The sequence below is a fragment of the Marinovum sp. genome (assembly GCF_048263515.1).
Lineage (GTDB): Bacteria > Pseudomonadota > Alphaproteobacteria > Rhodobacterales > Rhodobacteraceae > Marinovum.
Genome location: NZ_JBLXEC010000003.1, coordinates 91,362 through 105,213 on the forward strand (window position 1 = coordinate 91,362; position 13,852 = coordinate 105,213).

At 65.1% G+C, this 13,852-nt stretch carries 15 protein-coding genes; 4 read left to right on the forward strand and 11 right to left on the reverse strand.

Going from position 1 to position 13,852, the window contains the following annotated elements; all coding sequences use genetic code 11:
* Positions 1–362 precede the first annotated feature (362 nt).
* The 5 genes from ACN0SE_RS04705 to pip form a co-directional block, all read right to left on the reverse strand.
* Positions 363–1,916 (reverse strand): ABC transporter substrate-binding protein, encoded by a 1,554-nt coding sequence (locus ACN0SE_RS04705; RefSeq protein WP_417523332.1) that lies wholly within the window; start codon positions 1,914–1,916, stop codon positions 363–365.
* A 54-nt stretch (positions 1,917–1,970) separates the two neighbouring features.
* A complete protein-coding gene (locus ACN0SE_RS04710; protein WP_417523333.1) occupies positions 1,971–3,614 on the reverse strand; it encodes an ABC transporter ATP-binding protein in 1,644 nt (547 codons plus the stop codon).
* Positions 3,611–4,813 carry an ABC transporter permease gene (locus tag ACN0SE_RS04715; RefSeq protein WP_417523334.1) on the reverse strand — a complete coding sequence of 401 codons (1,203 nt, stop codon included), beginning with the start codon at positions 4,811–4,813 and terminating at the stop codon, positions 3,611–3,613. Before ACN0SE_RS04715 ends, ACN0SE_RS04710 begins: the two co-directional genes overlap by 4 nt.
* Complete coding sequence (locus tag ACN0SE_RS04720; protein WP_417523335.1) at positions 4,810–5,799, reverse strand: ABC transporter permease; 990 nt, start codon at positions 5,797–5,799, stop codon at positions 4,810–4,812. The genes ACN0SE_RS04715 and ACN0SE_RS04720 overlap by 4 nt, the downstream gene beginning before the upstream one ends.
* A 77-nt stretch (positions 5,800–5,876) precedes the next feature.
* Entirely contained in the window at positions 5,877–6,848 is a 972-nt protein-coding gene (pip, locus tag ACN0SE_RS04725; RefSeq protein ID WP_417523336.1) for a prolyl aminopeptidase, read from the reverse strand.
* 49 nt (positions 6,849–6,897) lie between these two features.
* Here pip and ubiG point away from each other — a divergent pair, with 49 nt between their 5' ends.
* Complete coding sequence (ubiG, locus tag ACN0SE_RS04730) at positions 6,898–7,644, forward strand: bifunctional 2-polyprenyl-6-hydroxyphenol methylase/3-demethylubiquinol 3-O-methyltransferase UbiG (RefSeq protein WP_417523337.1); 747 nt, start codon at positions 6,898–6,900, stop codon at positions 7,642–7,644.
* A gap of 92 nt (positions 7,645–7,736) precedes the next feature.
* Here the strand turns inward: ubiG and ACN0SE_RS04735 are convergent, their stop codons facing one another.
* The 4 genes from ACN0SE_RS04735 to ACN0SE_RS04750 are packed head-to-tail and all read right to left on the reverse strand — an operon-like array spanning position 7,737 to position 10,035.
* The gene (locus tag ACN0SE_RS04735) at positions 7,737–8,183 is read right to left on the reverse strand and encodes a MarR family winged helix-turn-helix transcriptional regulator (RefSeq protein WP_417523338.1); all 447 of its coding nucleotides are present in this window, start codon (positions 8,181–8,183) and stop codon (positions 7,737–7,739) included.
* On the reverse strand, positions 8,183–9,013 hold the full coding sequence (locus ACN0SE_RS04740; protein ID WP_417523339.1) for a carbon-nitrogen hydrolase family protein: 831 nt from the start codon (positions 9,011–9,013) through the stop codon (positions 8,183–8,185). Before ACN0SE_RS04740 ends, ACN0SE_RS04735 begins: the two co-directional genes overlap by 1 nt.
* The gene (grxC, locus tag ACN0SE_RS04745; protein ID WP_417523340.1) at positions 9,013–9,273 is read right to left on the reverse strand and encodes a glutaredoxin 3; all 261 of its coding nucleotides are present in this window, start codon (positions 9,271–9,273) and stop codon (positions 9,013–9,015) included. The genes ACN0SE_RS04740 and grxC overlap by 1 nt, the downstream gene beginning before the upstream one ends.
* Positions 9,274–9,303: 30 nt before the next feature.
* Positions 9,304–10,035 (reverse strand): double zinc ribbon domain-containing protein, encoded by a 732-nt coding sequence (locus ACN0SE_RS04750; protein WP_417523341.1) that lies wholly within the window; start codon positions 10,033–10,035, stop codon positions 9,304–9,306.
* Positions 10,036–10,052: 17 nt separating this feature from the next.
* On the opposite strand from ACN0SE_RS04750, the gene ACN0SE_RS04755 reads away from it, so the two are divergent.
* Complete coding sequence (locus ACN0SE_RS04755) at positions 10,053–10,865, forward strand: methyltransferase domain-containing protein (protein ID WP_417523342.1); 813 nt, start codon at positions 10,053–10,055, stop codon at positions 10,863–10,865.
* Between the two features lie 53 nt (positions 10,866–10,918).
* Positions 10,919–11,992: a ferrochelatase gene (hemH, locus tag ACN0SE_RS04760; protein WP_417523343.1), complete on the forward strand. Its 1,074-nt coding sequence runs from the start codon at positions 10,919–10,921 to the stop codon at positions 11,990–11,992.
* Positions 11,993–12,104: 112 nt separating this feature from the next.
* Here hemH and ACN0SE_RS04765 read toward each other — a convergent pair whose 3' ends face one another.
* Both ACN0SE_RS04765 and ACN0SE_RS04770 read right to left on the reverse strand, forming a co-directional pair.
* The gene (locus ACN0SE_RS04765; RefSeq protein WP_417523344.1) at positions 12,105–12,302 is read right to left on the reverse strand and encodes a ferrochelatase; all 198 of its coding nucleotides are present in this window, start codon (positions 12,300–12,302) and stop codon (positions 12,105–12,107) included.
* Between the two features lie 152 nt (positions 12,303–12,454).
* Positions 12,455–13,048: a L,D-transpeptidase gene (locus ACN0SE_RS04770; RefSeq protein ID WP_417523345.1), complete on the reverse strand. Its 594-nt coding sequence runs from the start codon at positions 13,046–13,048 to the stop codon at positions 12,455–12,457.
* Between the two features lie 168 nt (positions 13,049–13,216).
* Here ACN0SE_RS04770 and ACN0SE_RS04775 point away from each other — a divergent pair, with 168 nt between their 5' ends.
* Positions 13,217–13,849 carry a CAP domain-containing protein gene (locus tag ACN0SE_RS04775; RefSeq protein WP_417523346.1) on the forward strand — a complete coding sequence of 211 codons (633 nt, stop codon included), beginning with the start codon at positions 13,217–13,219 and terminating at the stop codon, positions 13,847–13,849.
* Positions 13,850–13,852: the final 3 nt, after the last annotated feature.

A 13,852-nucleotide genomic window follows, 5' to 3' on the forward strand; every position in this document is an offset into this window, starting at 1 on the left:
CTGTGACCCGTAGGGTGGGTTTACAACCCACCTCTGCCGCGGGCCGCGCTTCGTCGGGCCGCGGTGCGGCGATCAACGGACCGTTCAGCCGCGCTTTATCTCAACCGAATCCGCAAAAGACCTGATCGACGTGCTTACGCCAGCCAAATCGCCGTGCCGGGGGGCGGCCCGGCGATGCGCGGCGGCTTGCAGCCGCTGTTAACGCGCTTGGGAGTTGATCCGACGTGGGCGATTTGAGCGGAGAGTGCAACCGCGGCGCAACGAACAAAAGCACGAGGACACACCCAACTCCCTAATCAAAAACCCGCCCGCTTCGCAGCGGACGGGCTCCGGCCCCCGAAGGCGCCTCGATTACCGAAGGCTCAGACCACCGCCCAGCGCTCGGCCATCCGGGCGTTGTCCATGCCCCAGAGGTTGCCCACCGTGCCCGGCACCGACAGCTTGTTCGACACCGCCTGCACCCAGTTGGCAAACATCGGGATCACCACGCCGCCATCGTCGCGCAGGATCATCTGCATCTCGGTGTACATGTCACGCCGCTTGGCACTGTCGAGCTCGGCCCGCGCCATCACCAAAAGCTCCTGGAAGCGGGCGCTGTCCTCGCTGCCCCACTGGCTGTCGTTCCACGGCACGCCTTCCTCGTAGGCCGACGAGAACATCCAGTCCTCGGTCGCCCGGCCCGACCAGAAGCAGGCGCAGAACGGCTTTTTCAACCAGACGTTCGACCAGTAGCCATCCGCCGGTTCCTGCACGACGTTGATGTTGATGCCGGCCGGCTTGGCCGAGGATTGATAGAGCTGCGCCGCATCTACCGCGCCGGCAAAGGCCGCTGACGACGCGGACAGGTCGATGTTGAGCGTGTCCATCCCGGCTTCCTTCAGGTAGAAGGCGGCCTTGTCGGGATCATAGGGGATCGGCTCGAGATCGGCGGCATAATACTGGTTCGCCGGGCCGATCGGGGTGTCATGCGCAACGCGGCCATGGCCCAGCAGGATCTTGTCGACCATCTCCTGACGGTTGATGCCGTGCTTGAGCGCGCGGCGCACGTTCACGTTGTCGAAAGGCGCGATGTCGGTGAGCATCGGGAAGGTGAAATGGCGGTTGCCGGTCACTTCCTGCAGGCTGACCATCGGGTTGGCGTTGAGCAGCGCCTCGGTCTTGACGTCGACCCGGTTGATTGCATCGACCTGACCGGTCAAGAGCGCATTCATCCGCGCGGTGGGATCGTTGATCGCGATGAACTCGATCTCGTCGAAGAAGCCGGCGGCATCGCCCTTGTAGTGGCTGTCCACCCGCTTGCCGACGAACCGCACGCCGGGATCGAAGCTGACCACCTGGTAGAGACCGGTGCCGATCCCCTTGGAAATCGCCTCGTCGATCTGGCCGGCGGGATAGATCATCAGGTGATAATCCGACAGCAGGTAGGGCAGGTCGGCATTGCCGGCCTCGAGCACCAGTTGAACCTGGTGTTCGCCCAGCTTCTTCATCTCGGTGATCGCCGAGACGATCGGCTTGGCGGCGGATTTCGAATCCTCGGCCACGTGCATCTGCAGCGACTCGATCACGTCGTCGGCGCCAAAGGCCTTGCCGTTGTGGAAGGTCACGCCCTGGCGAAGGTTGAAGGTCCAGGTCTTGGCATCGGCGCTGGCCTCCCAGCTTTCGGCCAGTTCGCCCACCAGGGTGCCGTCGGCCGCAACCTCGGTCAGCGCGTCAAAGACCGCGCCTTGCGAGGCGTTCTGCATGAAGGCGTCGGTATGGGTCCGCGCATCCCAGTTGTCGGAGGTGTTGGCGCCCGCAAGGCCGGCGCGCAGGCGTCCGCCGCGCTTCATCTCGGCCTTCAGCGGCAGGCCCGAGGCCGCCAGTACACCAGCAGCCGCACCGGTGCGCAGCAATCCGCGTCGTGTCAGTCGTGTCATGTTGTTCTCCCTGTCTTTTTTATTTGAAATCCCGCCCCTCGTGCGTGATTCGCCCTACATCTTATCAACAGCGGCATCGCCGATGTTATCAACTCCCCGTTCGGCCAGAAGTTTGTCGAGCCAGTCGGGGTCCATTTCCGGCACCGAACTGAGCAGCAGATCGGTGTAGGCATGGTGCGGCGGGGTGAACATCTGGGTCTTGGGGCCCTGTTCGACCACCACGCCGTCCTTCATCACCACCACCTCGTCGGCGATCGACCGCACGGTGGCCAGATCATGGGTGATGAACATGTAGCTCAGCTGCAATTCGTCCTGCAGCCGCGCCAAGAGCCGCAGGATACCCTCGGCCACCAGCTGATCGAGCGCCGAGGTCACCTCGTCGCAGATGATGAACTTGGGCTCCGCCGCCAGCGCCCTGGCAATGCCGATCCGCTGTTTCTGGCCACCCGACAGCTCCCCGGGCAGACGGTTGGCATATTGCGCCGGGTCGAGCTCGATCTGTTCAAGCAGCTCGTGCACCCGGCGGCGTTTCTCCTTGCCGCGCAGGCCGAGGTAGAACTGCACCGGCCGGCCGATGATCTGGGCAATGGTCTTGCGCGGATTGAGCGCGGTATCGGCCATCTGATAGATCATCTGCACCTGGCGCAGCTGCATCTTCGACCGCTTGCGATAGTCCAGCGGCAGCGGCGTGCCGTCGAGCAGGATCTGCCCTTCGCGCGGCGGCAGCAGCCCGGTGATGCAGCGCGCGGTGGTCGATTTGCCCGATCCGCTCTCGCCCACCACGGCCACGGTGCGCGCCTCGTGGATGTCGAAGCTGACGTCCTTGAGCACGTCGATCTTGCCGTAACCGGCGGTGACATTCTGTACCGAGATCACCGGCACCGAGCCCTTGAGCGCCGGCGGCTTTTCGGCGTGCTTGAATTCGCGCACCGCCCAGAGGCTCTTGGTGTATTCCTCCTGCGGATTGTCGAGCATCTCGCGGGTTTCGGCCTCTTCGACCTCGTCGCCCTTGAGCAGCACCTTGATGCGGTCGGCCATCTGCGCCACGACGGCCAGATCGTGGGTGATGTAGATCGCGGCGGTGTCGAAATCCTCGACGATCTTGCGGATCGCCGCCAGCACCTCGATCTGCGTGGTCACGTCGAGCGCCGTCGTCGGCTCGTCAAAGATGATGAGGTCGGGCCGGCAGGACATCGCCATCGCCGTCATCGCCCGCTGCAGCTGACCGCCCGACACCTGGTGCGGATAGCGAAAGCCGATCTCTTCCGGGTTGGGCAGACGCAGGCGCCGGTAGAGCTCCATCGCGTCTTCGGCGCTCTCACTTCGGCCCATGACGCCATGCACCACCGGGCCCTCGGTGTGCTGGTCGATCAGCCGATGCGCGGGGTTGAACGACGCCGCCGCCGATTGCGCCACATAGGCGATGCGCTTGCCCAGCAGGTTGCGCTTGGTCTGGGCCGAGGCCTTGACCAGATCGATGCCGTCGAACTCGACCGAGCCGCCGGCAATCCGCACGCCGTCGCGGGTGAACCCCATGGCGGCCAGCCCGACGGTGGATTTGCCCGCGCCGCTTTCGCCGATCAGCCCCAGCACCTCGCCCCGGTCGAGCGTCAGGCTGACGCCGTTGACGATCTGGGTCCAGCTCTCGTCGCTGCGGCCCTCGAGCACGAGGTCCTTGATGGTCAGCAGCCGGCTCATTCCTTCAACCCCGAGGATTTGTGCAGCATCCAGTCGACCACGAAGTTCACCGCCACGGTCAGCAGGGCAATCGCCCCCGCTGCCAGCAGCGGCAGCGTCGCCGTCAGCGGTGAGAAGGCGGCGAAGTTGATGAACTGCGCCAGATCACGGACCATGGTGCCCCAGTCGGCCAGCGGCGGCTGGATGCCGACACCGAGGAACGACAGCGACGCGATGGTCAGGAAGACAAAGCAGAACCGCAGCCCGAATTCCGCCAGGAGCGGCGCCATGGCGTTGGGCAGGATCTCCTCGAAGATCAGGTAGCGCAGGCCCTCGCCGCGCAGCTTGGCGGCCTCGATGTAATCCATGACGACGATGTTCAGACCCACCGCGCGCGCCAGCCGGAACACCCGGGTGCTGTCGATTACCGCGATGATGATCACCATGTAGACCGTCAGCAGCCATTTCTCCGACCCCGCCCAGGCGCTGGCGATGGTCATCAGCAGCAGAGCAAAGATCAGCGAGGGGATCGCCATCATCACGTCGACACCCCGGCTCAGCAGCTGGTCGAGCCAGCCCTGCAACGTCGCCGCCAGAAAGCCCAGCGTGCCGCCGATGAAAAACGCCAGGAGCGTGGTGACAAAGGCAATGCCCACGGTGTTCTGCGCGCCATAGATCAGCCGGGACAGCAAGTCGCGGCCGATCTGGTCGGTGCCCAGCGGGTAATCCGGGTTGCCGCCGGTGGCGGGGTTGCCGCCGGGCAGCACGTTGACGGCGTCGAACACCTCGGCCTGGCCATGCGGCGCGATCTGCGCGGCAAAGATCGCCACGATGGCGTAGATCAGGATCATCAGGATGCCGAAGGCCGCGGTCAGCGGCATCTCGCGGAACAGCTTGCGGCTGCGGTCGGGCCCGACGTAACGCCCCAGCAGGCGAAAGACGAAGGCCGCCAGCGCAAAGATCACGAAGCCCTGCACCGCCCAGCGAAAGAACATCACGCTGGCGCGGGGAATGCCGGCCTCGGTCACCGTCGGTTGAAAGTAGAACCAGACCCCGGCCACCAGCAGAAGCGCCGAGAGCGCATAGCCGAAGGCCACCGCCAGCGGCATGTCACGATAGCGCGGGGCGTTGCCGCTGGCCTTCTGCGCCACGAAGCGGCCCAGCCAGCCCAGCACCAGACAGGCGAGGAGCGCGCCGAGCAGAGTGAAGACGATGGTCATTTCGGATGCCTCAGCCGCGGGTTCGACAGGATCGACAGGATGTCCGCCGTCAGGTTCAGCAGGATATAGGCGGCGGCAAAGATCAGGCAGCAGGCCTGCACCACCGGGATGTCGCGGATCTTCACCGCGTCGACGAAAAGCTGGCCGATGCCGGGATAGACAAAGACCACCTCGACCACCACGACACCGGTGATCAGATAGGCCAGGTTCAGCGCGATCACGTTGATGATCGGCGCCAGCGCATTGGGCAGGGCATGGCGCACGATGACCCGCATCGGGCTGATGCCCTTGAGCCGCGCCATCTCGATATAGGGCGAGGCCAGCAGGTTGATGATCGCCGCCCGCGTCATCCGCATCATCTGCGCCAGAACGATCAGCGTCAGGGTCAGCGCCGGCAGCATGGTGGCCTTGAGCCGCTCGGAAAACGCCATGCCGTCATAGATGTTCGACAGCGACGGCAGAACCGGGTTCAGCACCGCGAGGAACAGGATCAGCATGTAGGCGAGAAAGAATTCCGGGCTCGAGACCGAGGACAGCGTGAAGATATTGGTGAACCGGTCAAAGACCGAGCCGCGATACAGCGCCGCCAGCACCCCCAGCGCCACCGCCAGCGGCACCGCGATCGCCGCTGTCACGCCGGCCAGGAAGATGGTGTTGGCAAAGCGCGGCGCGATCTGCGAGGCCACGGTCTTCATCTCGCCGCCACCCAGCGACGACTGGAAGTTGAGCTGCGCGAAGGAAGTGCCGAGATCGCCGGTCAGGATCGCCCCCAGCCAGCCGAAGTAGCGCAGCACCAGCGGATCATCGAGCGCCAGGTCGCGCCGGATCGCCGCCACGGCTTCCGGCGTGGCGCCCTGGCCCAGAATCACCTGGGCAAAATCCCCCGGCAATGCATTGACCGCGACAAAGATGACGATGGAAACAACGAAAAGCGTGACAAGGCCGAGGCCCAATCTCTGAAGCACGATTTTCAAGACGCCTGGCACGTGGCGGGTCTTCCCGGTGTTGCGAGTGGTGGGGAAAGCCTAGCGATCCCCCCTCGAAAGTAAACCGGTTTGAATAATCACCCTTCCGCCAGCTGATCCATCGCTCGCACCAGCTCGGCCGAGATGCCCGGCTCCGACAGCGCGTGGCCGGCGTTGCGGATCATCCGCAGGTCGCAGTTGGGCCAGCGGCGCGACAGCTCCCACGCACGACGCGGCGGGCAGATCATATCGTAGCGGCCCTGCACGATGATGCCGGGGATATGCGCGATCTTCTCGACCTGGTCGAGGATCTGACCGTCGTATTCAAGAAAGCCGCCATTGATGAAATAGTGATTCTCCAGCCTGGCAAAGGCACGGGCATATTCGCCCGGCGTCTCGCCGCCGTGGCCCGAGGAATAGACCGAGGCCAGCGCATTCTCCCAGGCCGACCAGGCCTTGGCGTGGCGGGTCTCCTCGGGAAGATTGCCGGAAAACAGCCGCTTGTGATAGGCCGCGATCATGTCGCCGCGCTCGCCCTCGGGGATCAGATCGGCAAAGCGCTGCCAGGTCTCGGGCCAAAACTGCCCGGCGCCGCCGCCATAGAACCAGTCGAGCTCGGCCTGGGTCATCATGAAGACCCCGCGCAGCACCAGCGCGCGCACCGCCTCGGGATGGGTCTCGGCATAGATCAGCGCCAGGGTGGCGCCCCAACTGCCGCCAAAAACCGTCCATTTGTCGATGCCCAGCTCGGTGCGAATGCGCTCGATATCCGCCACCAGGTGCCAGGTGGTGTTGTTCTCGACGCTGGCATGGGGGCGCGAGCGGCCGCAGCCGCGCTGGTCGAACAGGATCACGCGATAGAACCGGGGGTCGAAATAGCGCCGCATCGCCGGGCTGCAGCCGCCCCCGGGGCCACCGTGCAGCACCACCACCGGCACGCCATCGGGCCGGCCGGATTGCTCGACATAGACCTTGTGCCCGTCGCCCACGTCCAGCATGCGCTGATCGAAGGGGTCGATCTGCGGATAGAGATATTGCACTGCGCGCTTTTGGCCTGAGAACTTGTCCATATTCATCCTATATGAGACCGAAGGACCGAAAGACCATAGGGAGCATGAGATGCAATCCGCCCAGACCACCGTCGACCCGTCGGAAATCTCGAAATTCGAGGCCATGGCAGCAGAATGGTGGGATCCGAACGGCAAGTTCAAGCCCCTGCACATGCTCAACCCCTGCCGTCTCGACTATATCACCAGCCAGATTGCCGGCGAGTTCTCGCGCGATCTGAACGCCCCCCGCCCCTTCGAGGGTCTGCGCCTGCTCGACATCGGCTGCGGCGGCGGGCTGCTCTGCGAACCGATGGCGCGGCTCGGTGCCACGGTGGTCGGCGCCGATGCCGCCGCCGGCAACATCCCGGTGGCCCGCCTGCACGCCGAACAGCAGGGGCTGGACATCGACTACCGCCACATCACCGCCGAGGCGCTGGTCGACCAGGGCGAAGCGTTCGACGTGGTGCTCAACATGGAAGTGGTCGAACATGTCGCCGACCCTCTGGCCTATCTCACCGCCTGCCAGCGCCTGCTCAAGCCCGGGGGGCTGCACATCTGCTCGACCCTCAACCGCAACCCCAAGAGCTTTGCCATGGCAATCCTCGGCGCCGAATGGGTGATGCGCTGGCTGCCCAAGGGCACGCATGACTGGTCGAAATTCATCACCCCCGATGAGCTCTTCGACCTGCTGAAACAGGCCGGCCTCGACCCGGTCGACCGCAAGGGTTTCGTCTTCAACCCCATCGCCTGGTCCTGGTCCCTCTCCGCGAGAGACCTGAGCGTCAACTACGTCACAGCCAGCCTGAAGCCAGCCTGACCCACCAACGCCTCTATTTCCTCTTGCTCCAAATACCCTCGGGGAGCGCGAGGGGCTGGCCCCTCGCTCCGCCAACAGCCAAGAGCGCCCGGTCAGCCCTCGTCTTCCAACTTCAACCGCAAGTCCCGCAAAATCGGCAGGGCTGCCCGCACCCGGTCCTGCCCCAACTCCCCCACCAGGTCGGTGATCAGCGGCGTGATCGCGTCCAGCGCCGCGTCGCGCGCCTGCACGCCGGCGGGCGAGATCGTCACCAGCTTGGATCGCGCATCGTCCCAGTCCGGCCGGATATGGATGAACCCCGCCGCCTCGAGCTTGCTCAGCGTGTTGGTCATTGCCCCGCGGGTCACGTGGAACGACCGCGCCAGCTGCGCCGGCGTCCGCTCCTGCTTGAACCGCGCCAGGTGGTTGAGCACCGAGAAGTGCGACAGCTCCATGCCCTTCGGCAGCATCCGGCTAAGCCGGTTGCGCAACATCTGATCGGCGGTGAACAGCTCGGAAAACAGCGCCACCGCAAGGCCATTGGCAGTCTGATCGGTCATCAGGGTCCCGTGAAGTCGCGGTCATGGGTGAGCGAGGGCACCCGTCCGCGGGCTTTGTCCACCGCTTCCCGGCTCAGGTCAACAAAAAGCACCTCCGGCGCCTCGCCGGCCTCGGCCACGACCTCACCCCAGGGCGCGACCGCCATGGAATGCCCATAAGTCTTGCGTTCCCTGCCCTCTGCCGCGGCGTGGGTGCCGCATTGCGCCGCGGCCAGCACCCAGGCGCCGCTCTCGATGGCGCGGGCGCGCAGCAGCGGCTCCCAATGGGCCGCCCCGGTGACCGGCGAAAAGGCCGCCGGCACCAGCAGCACCTCGGCCCCGGCCTGGGCCAGCGCGCGGTAGAGATGCGGAAAGCGGACGTCGTAGCAGATGCTGAGACCCAAGGTGGCAAAGGGTGTCTCGGCCACCACCGCCCGCGTACCGGGGCGATAGCCGGCGCTTTCGCGGTAGGTCTCGGTCTCGCTGACCTGAACGTCGAACATGTGGATCTTGTCATAGCGCGCGACAATCTCGCCATCCGGCCCGATCAGGAAGGAGCGGTTGGCAAAGCGCCCGTCGGCGTCGCGGGTCTTGAGCGCCAGCGAACCGATCGACAGCCAAATGCCCCGCCGCGCCGCGAGATCGCGCAACCCGGCGAGGGTCAGGTCGTCCTCTTCGTGCCGCAGCACCTGCTGCTGCCGCGCCCGGCTGGCCGAGACGCAATTGGTCACCTCCGGCGTCAGCACGAACCCCGCGCCGCCGGCGACCGCCTCTTCCACCCTGGCCATGGTGCCGGCGAGGTTGGCCGAGGGGTCATCCGACGACGACAGCTGCAGCAGCGCCGCGCGCATCAGGCCGCGTCGAGCAGCGGGTCGAGCTTGCCCGAGCGCTCAAGCGCAAAGAGATCGTCGCAGCCGCCGATATGGGTGTCGCCGACAAAGATCTGCGGCACCGTGCGCCCGCCATTGGCGCGCTGGATCATCTCGGGCTTGCGATCGGGGTTCTCCAGAACGTCGATCTCGGTAAAGGCCACGCCTTTCTGGGTCAGCAACCGTTTGGCGGCGTGGCAATAGCCGCAGAGCGGCGAAGTGTAGATTTCAATCTGAGGCATGTGCGTCTTCCTGTTTCTCTTGCCCTTTACCTAGTCCTCCCGCACCGCCCTTGCCAGTACACCGGCGCAGATCGTGCCGGCGCCGGCCGCGCGCAGCACCTCGGCACAGGCCGAAAGCGTGGCGCCGGTGGTCAGAACATCGTCGATCAGCAGCACCGGCCGCCCCGCCGCGATACGATGGCGCCGCCCGGGATGCATGCGGATCGCGCCTTCCAGAAGCTTGCGACGCTCGGCACCGGTCATCCGGCCCAGGCTACGGGTGCGGCGCACCCGCTTCAGCAGGTCGGGGCAATAGGACAGCCCCAGCTCGCTCGCCAGCGCCTCGGCCAGCCGCGCCGACTGGTTGTAGCGCCGCGACATCAGCCGCATCCAGTGCAGCGGCACCGGCACCACCAGCATGTGCGGGCGCAAGAGCGGCTTGACCGCCCGCGCCAGCCACATCGCCCCGGTGCGGGCGATGTCATTGCGATCATTGTGTTTCATTCCCAGAACCAGCCGCCGCCCATTGTCGCGGTAAAGCAGCGCGGCACGCCCCCGGTCCCAGCCCTGCGGACGGGTCAGGCAGGCATCGCAATGGGCGATCTCTTCGGCATTGTCGCCCGGCAAAGGCACGCCGCAGCCATCGCAGACCAGCCCGCCCAGAAACGGCGTGTCGCGCCAGCAGGGCCCGCACAGGCCGAAATCGGTCTCGACCATCTCGCGGCAGAGCAGGCATTGCGGCGGATAGATCATCCGCAGAGCGGTTTGAACAATCTCCCCCATGCGCCTATCTAGCCCTCATGCAGCCACGCCTCACCGATCCAGCGGCCCTTGCCCGCAACCGCCAGCGCGCCAAGCCGGACGCGCTTTTCCTGTTCGAAGCCGCGCGGGACGATCTTCACGATCGGCTGACCCTGGTTAACAGGAGCTTTACCGCGCCGGCGATTGTCACCGGACAGCCGCAGATCTGGGACAATGCCCTGCCTTCTGCGGCGATTGTTGCCGATGTCGAAACATTGGCGCTCGAGACTCAGGCCCATGACCTGGTGCTGCACAGCCACGCGCTGCATTGGGCCGATGACCCGGTGGGCCAGCTGATCCAGTGCCGCCGCGCGCTGAAACCCGACGGATTCTTCCTCGCCTCGCTGTTCGGCGGCCGCACCCTGCAGGAGCTGCGCGCCTGTCTCGCCACCGCCGAGGCCGAGATCACCGGCGGGCTGTCGCCGCGCATCGCACCGATGGCCGAGATTCGCGACATGGGCGGGCTGTTGCAGCGCGCGGGCTTTGCCCTGCCGGTGGCGGATGCCTTTGCGCTGACGGTCACCTATGCCTCGGCCCTGCACCTGATGCGCGACCTGCGCGCCATGGGCGAGGCCAATGCCATGGCGACCCGCCTGCGCCGCCCGACCCGCCGTGCGGTGCTGTTGCGTGCCGCCGAGCTTTATGCCGAGACCCATGCCGGGCCCGATGGCCGCATCCCGGCGACCTTCGAGATCCTCGTGCTGACCGGCTGGGCCCCCGACGAGAGCCAGCCGCAGCCGCTGCGCCCGGGATCGGCCAAGGCGCGGCTGGCTGACGCATTGGCAACCCGGGAAACCAAGCTGAATGATTGACGGCGGGGGGACAGTCGTTATCTGTCACCCGATCCTAGCCAGCGGAGACCCTGATGCGTGATACCAGCCAGCCCACGGACGGGGCCACCTGCCCGGCCCATGCCCCGAAAGACCACCCGGCGATTCCCGCGCAGAAAGTGGGCATCCTGCTGGCCAACCTCGGCACGCCGGACGGCACCGACTACTGGTCGATGCGCCGCTACCTGGGCGAGTTCCTGTCGGACAAGCGGGTGATCGACTATCCGGCGTGGAAATGGCAGCCGCTGCTGCAGCTGATCATCCTGTCGAAGCGGCCCTTCACCTCTGGCGCGGCCTATCGCACGATCTGGAACACCGAGGCCAACGAGAGCCCGCTGATGACGATCACCCGCGCCCAGACCGACGCCCTCCGCGAGACGCTGACCGGGCACTACGGCGACAAGGTGATGGTCGAGTTCTGCATGCGCTACGGCAACCCTTCGACCCAGTCGAAGGTGCGCGAAATGGTCGCCGCCGGCTGCACCAGGATCCTGTTTTTCCCGCTTTATCCGCAATATGCCGGCGCCACCTCAGCCACCGCGAACGATCAGTTCTTCCGCGCGCTGATGAAGGAGAAATGGCAGCCCACGGCGCGGATCGTTGATCCCTACTTCGCACATCCCGCCTATATCGACGCCCTGGCGCAATCGGTCGAGCGGCGCTACGCCGACCTCGAGAAACGGCCCGATATCCTAGTCTGCTCCTACCATGGCGTGCCCAAGCGCTACCTGATGGAGGGCGACCCCTATCATTGCCAGTGCCAGAAGACGACGCGCCTGCTGAAGGAACGGCTGGGCTGGGCGGATACCGAGATCACCACCACGTTCCAGTCACAGTTCGGCCCCGAGGACTGGCTGCGGCCCTACACGGTGGACGAGGTGGCGCGGCTGGCGCGCGAAGACGGCAAGAAGGACATCGCGGTGATCGCCCCGGCGTTCTCGGCCGATTGCATCGAGACGCTGGAAGAGATCAACGAAGAGATTCGCGAAAGCTTTGAAGAGGCGGGCGGCGAGCGCTTTACCTATGTGCCCTGCCTGAACGACGATGCGGCGCATATCGCGGCGCTGAGCACGGTGATCCGCGAGAACCTCGGCGGCTGGCTCGACTGAGCCACGCCCCGAGGGGCGCCAGAGCGGGCCGGGGTACCAGAAAAAAATCTATCCCTGAAAACGAAAAAGCGGCGCCCGAAAGCGCCGCTTTTCCTTGATCTGGTCGTCGAACTTAGTTGTTGTTCGAAGCCACTGCAACCACGATGGCAAGCAGGATCAGCGGAACCAGAATACCGGCCGACGAAGATGCTTGTGCGGTTTCTTCAACGATCACCGGTGCTTCGATGATGACGTCGTCTTTTGCGTACGAACCGGCGAATGCGGTCGAAGCTGCTGCGGACAGTGCCGCTGCGAGTGCGAGTTTCTTCATATCATATCCTCCAGATATTAACTTGCCGCTCATTAACCATACCGGTTGCGGCAAGCTACCCAAGACTTACCTCGTGGTTTTTTCTAAGCAGCTTATCGGGGGGATTGCAAACTCATCTTTACGAAACTGCCGTGCAAAACGCCATCTTGTCGTCAAATTAGCAACACTTGAGTGCCCACATCGGCGCGCGCGAAAAGTTCTGCAATATGCTGATTATACAGGCCAATGCAGCCGTTCGACGAGCGACGGCCGATCTTGCGGGTGTCATGCGTCCCGTGGATCCTGTAGTAGGTCCAACTCAGATAGAGCGCATGGGTTCCCAACGGATTGTCAGGCCCCGGTCCGACATAGTCGGGCCATTCGGGATTGCGCTTCTTCATCGAGGGCGTGGGCCGCCATTCCGGCCCTTCGACCTTGCGCACCACCGAGGTGCGGCCGCGCTTGGTCAGATCCTCGGTCAGCGGCACCGAAGTCGGGTACAGCTTGTAGGTGCGGCCATCCTCGGACCAGTAGTGCAGCGCACGGCTGGTGATGTCGACGAGGATCGCGCCATTGGCAAGGGAACTGAAGTAGGGCTGCCAGTCCAGCGACCGGAAGCTCGAGATATTGCGCCGGACCGCGCCGGAGATATCCCGCTCGAGCTCGGTGCTGCCTTGGTTCTGTGCCACTGCCGGCGCGCCGACAAGCGCCGCGGACCCGGCCAGAAAGGCACGGCGATTCAACTGAGTCGCTGAAGTCTTGGTCATAAATCCCACTCCTCGGGAACGCTGTCATGGATCACGCGAATTTTAGTGCGCGAAAGCCTCAGTCGCAAATCAAACCGGCGTCAGCGCGCGGATCGCCGCCGAGGTGGGTTTGAAAGGCCACTTTTTTCCGGATAAGGCAAGTGAAACGCATATCGGGTGGTTGATGTCATGAAACGTTTCGCAGTCCTGCTTCTGCCTCTGGTCCTCGTGCTTGCGGCCTGTACCACGTCGAACTACGGCCCGCCGCAGCTCGGCCCCGATGGCAAGCCGCTGCCCAAGGTCTATCGGCTGGGCTCTGCCGACGAAGGCCGGGTGCAGTTCCGCATGCTTGATGCCGTCAACGCCCTGCGCGGTGCCCGGGGCCTGTCGACCGTGGAGCTTGACGCCCAGCTCAATGCCGCCGCCGCTACCCATGCCCGTGACATGGCGGTGCAGAACCGCCCGTGGCACTTCGGCTCCGACGGCTCGTCGCCGATCGACCGGGTGGCGCGGGTCGGCTATCGCGGCCGTCTGTTGGGCGAGGCGATCTCGGAAACCTACGAGACCGAGCTCGAGACCCTGGCCGCCTGGATGGAAGAGCCGGGCACCCGCGACGTGATTCTGGCACCCGAGGCCCGCGACATGGGCTTTGCCTATCATCAGGAATCCAACGGTAAGATCTGGTGGACCATGGTTCTGGGCGCCCCCGGCGCGCCGGGTTACCAGCCCAGCACCTCGGTCGCCTCGGCGCCTGCCACCGGGTTGCGGCCGATCGAGGATATCGCCGCCGCCGCGATCAACCTCTCTCAGGATGAATTCTGAGCC

What these genes read in the sequence shown, in the direction of transcription:
- ACN0SE_RS04775 (WP_417523346.1), top strand. Translation starts at nt 13,217, where the DNA reads ATGAAACGTTTCGCAGTCCTGCTTCTGCCTCTGGTCCTCGTGCTTGCG.
- ubiG (WP_417523337.1), top strand. Translation starts at nt 6,898, where the DNA reads ATGCAATCCGCCCAGACCACCGTCGACCCGTCGGAAATCTCGAAATTC.
- ACN0SE_RS04735 (WP_417523338.1), bottom strand. Translation starts at nt 8,183, where the DNA reads ATGACCGATCAGACTGCCAATGGCCTTGCGGTGGCGCTGTTTTCCGAG.
- hemH (WP_417523343.1), top strand. Translation starts at nt 10,919, where the DNA reads ATGCGTGATACCAGCCAGCCCACGGACGGGGCCACCTGCCCGGCCCAT.
- ACN0SE_RS04715 (WP_417523334.1), bottom strand. Translation starts at nt 4,813, where the DNA reads ATGACCATCGTCTTCACTCTGCTCGGCGCGCTCCTCGCCTGTCTGGTG.
- ACN0SE_RS04705 (WP_417523332.1), bottom strand. Translation starts at nt 1,916, where the DNA reads ATGACACGACTGACACGACGCGGATTGCTGCGCACCGGTGCGGCTGCT.
- ACN0SE_RS04750 (WP_417523341.1), bottom strand. Translation starts at nt 10,035, where the DNA reads ATGGGGGAGATTGTTCAAACCGCTCTGCGGATGATCTATCCGCCGCAA.
- pip (WP_417523336.1), bottom strand. Translation starts at nt 6,848, where the DNA reads ATGGACAAGTTCTCAGGCCAAAAGCGCGCAGTGCAATATCTCTATCCG.
- ACN0SE_RS04765 (WP_417523344.1), bottom strand. Translation starts at nt 12,302, where the DNA reads ATGAAGAAACTCGCACTCGCAGCGGCACTGTCCGCAGCAGCTTCGACC.
- ACN0SE_RS04740 (WP_417523339.1), bottom strand. Translation starts at nt 9,013, where the DNA reads ATGCGCGCGGCGCTGCTGCAGCTGTCGTCGTCGGATGACCCCTCGGCC.
- grxC (WP_417523340.1), bottom strand. Translation starts at nt 9,273, where the DNA reads ATGCCTCAGATTGAAATCTACACTTCGCCGCTCTGCGGCTATTGCCAC.
- ACN0SE_RS04755 (WP_417523342.1), top strand. Translation starts at nt 10,053, where the DNA reads ATGCAGCCACGCCTCACCGATCCAGCGGCCCTTGCCCGCAACCGCCAG.
- ACN0SE_RS04710 (WP_417523333.1), bottom strand. Translation starts at nt 3,614, where the DNA reads ATGAGCCGGCTGCTGACCATCAAGGACCTCGTGCTCGAGGGCCGCAGC.
- ACN0SE_RS04770 (WP_417523345.1), bottom strand. Translation starts at nt 13,048, where the DNA reads ATGACCAAGACTTCAGCGACTCAGTTGAATCGCCGTGCCTTTCTGGCC.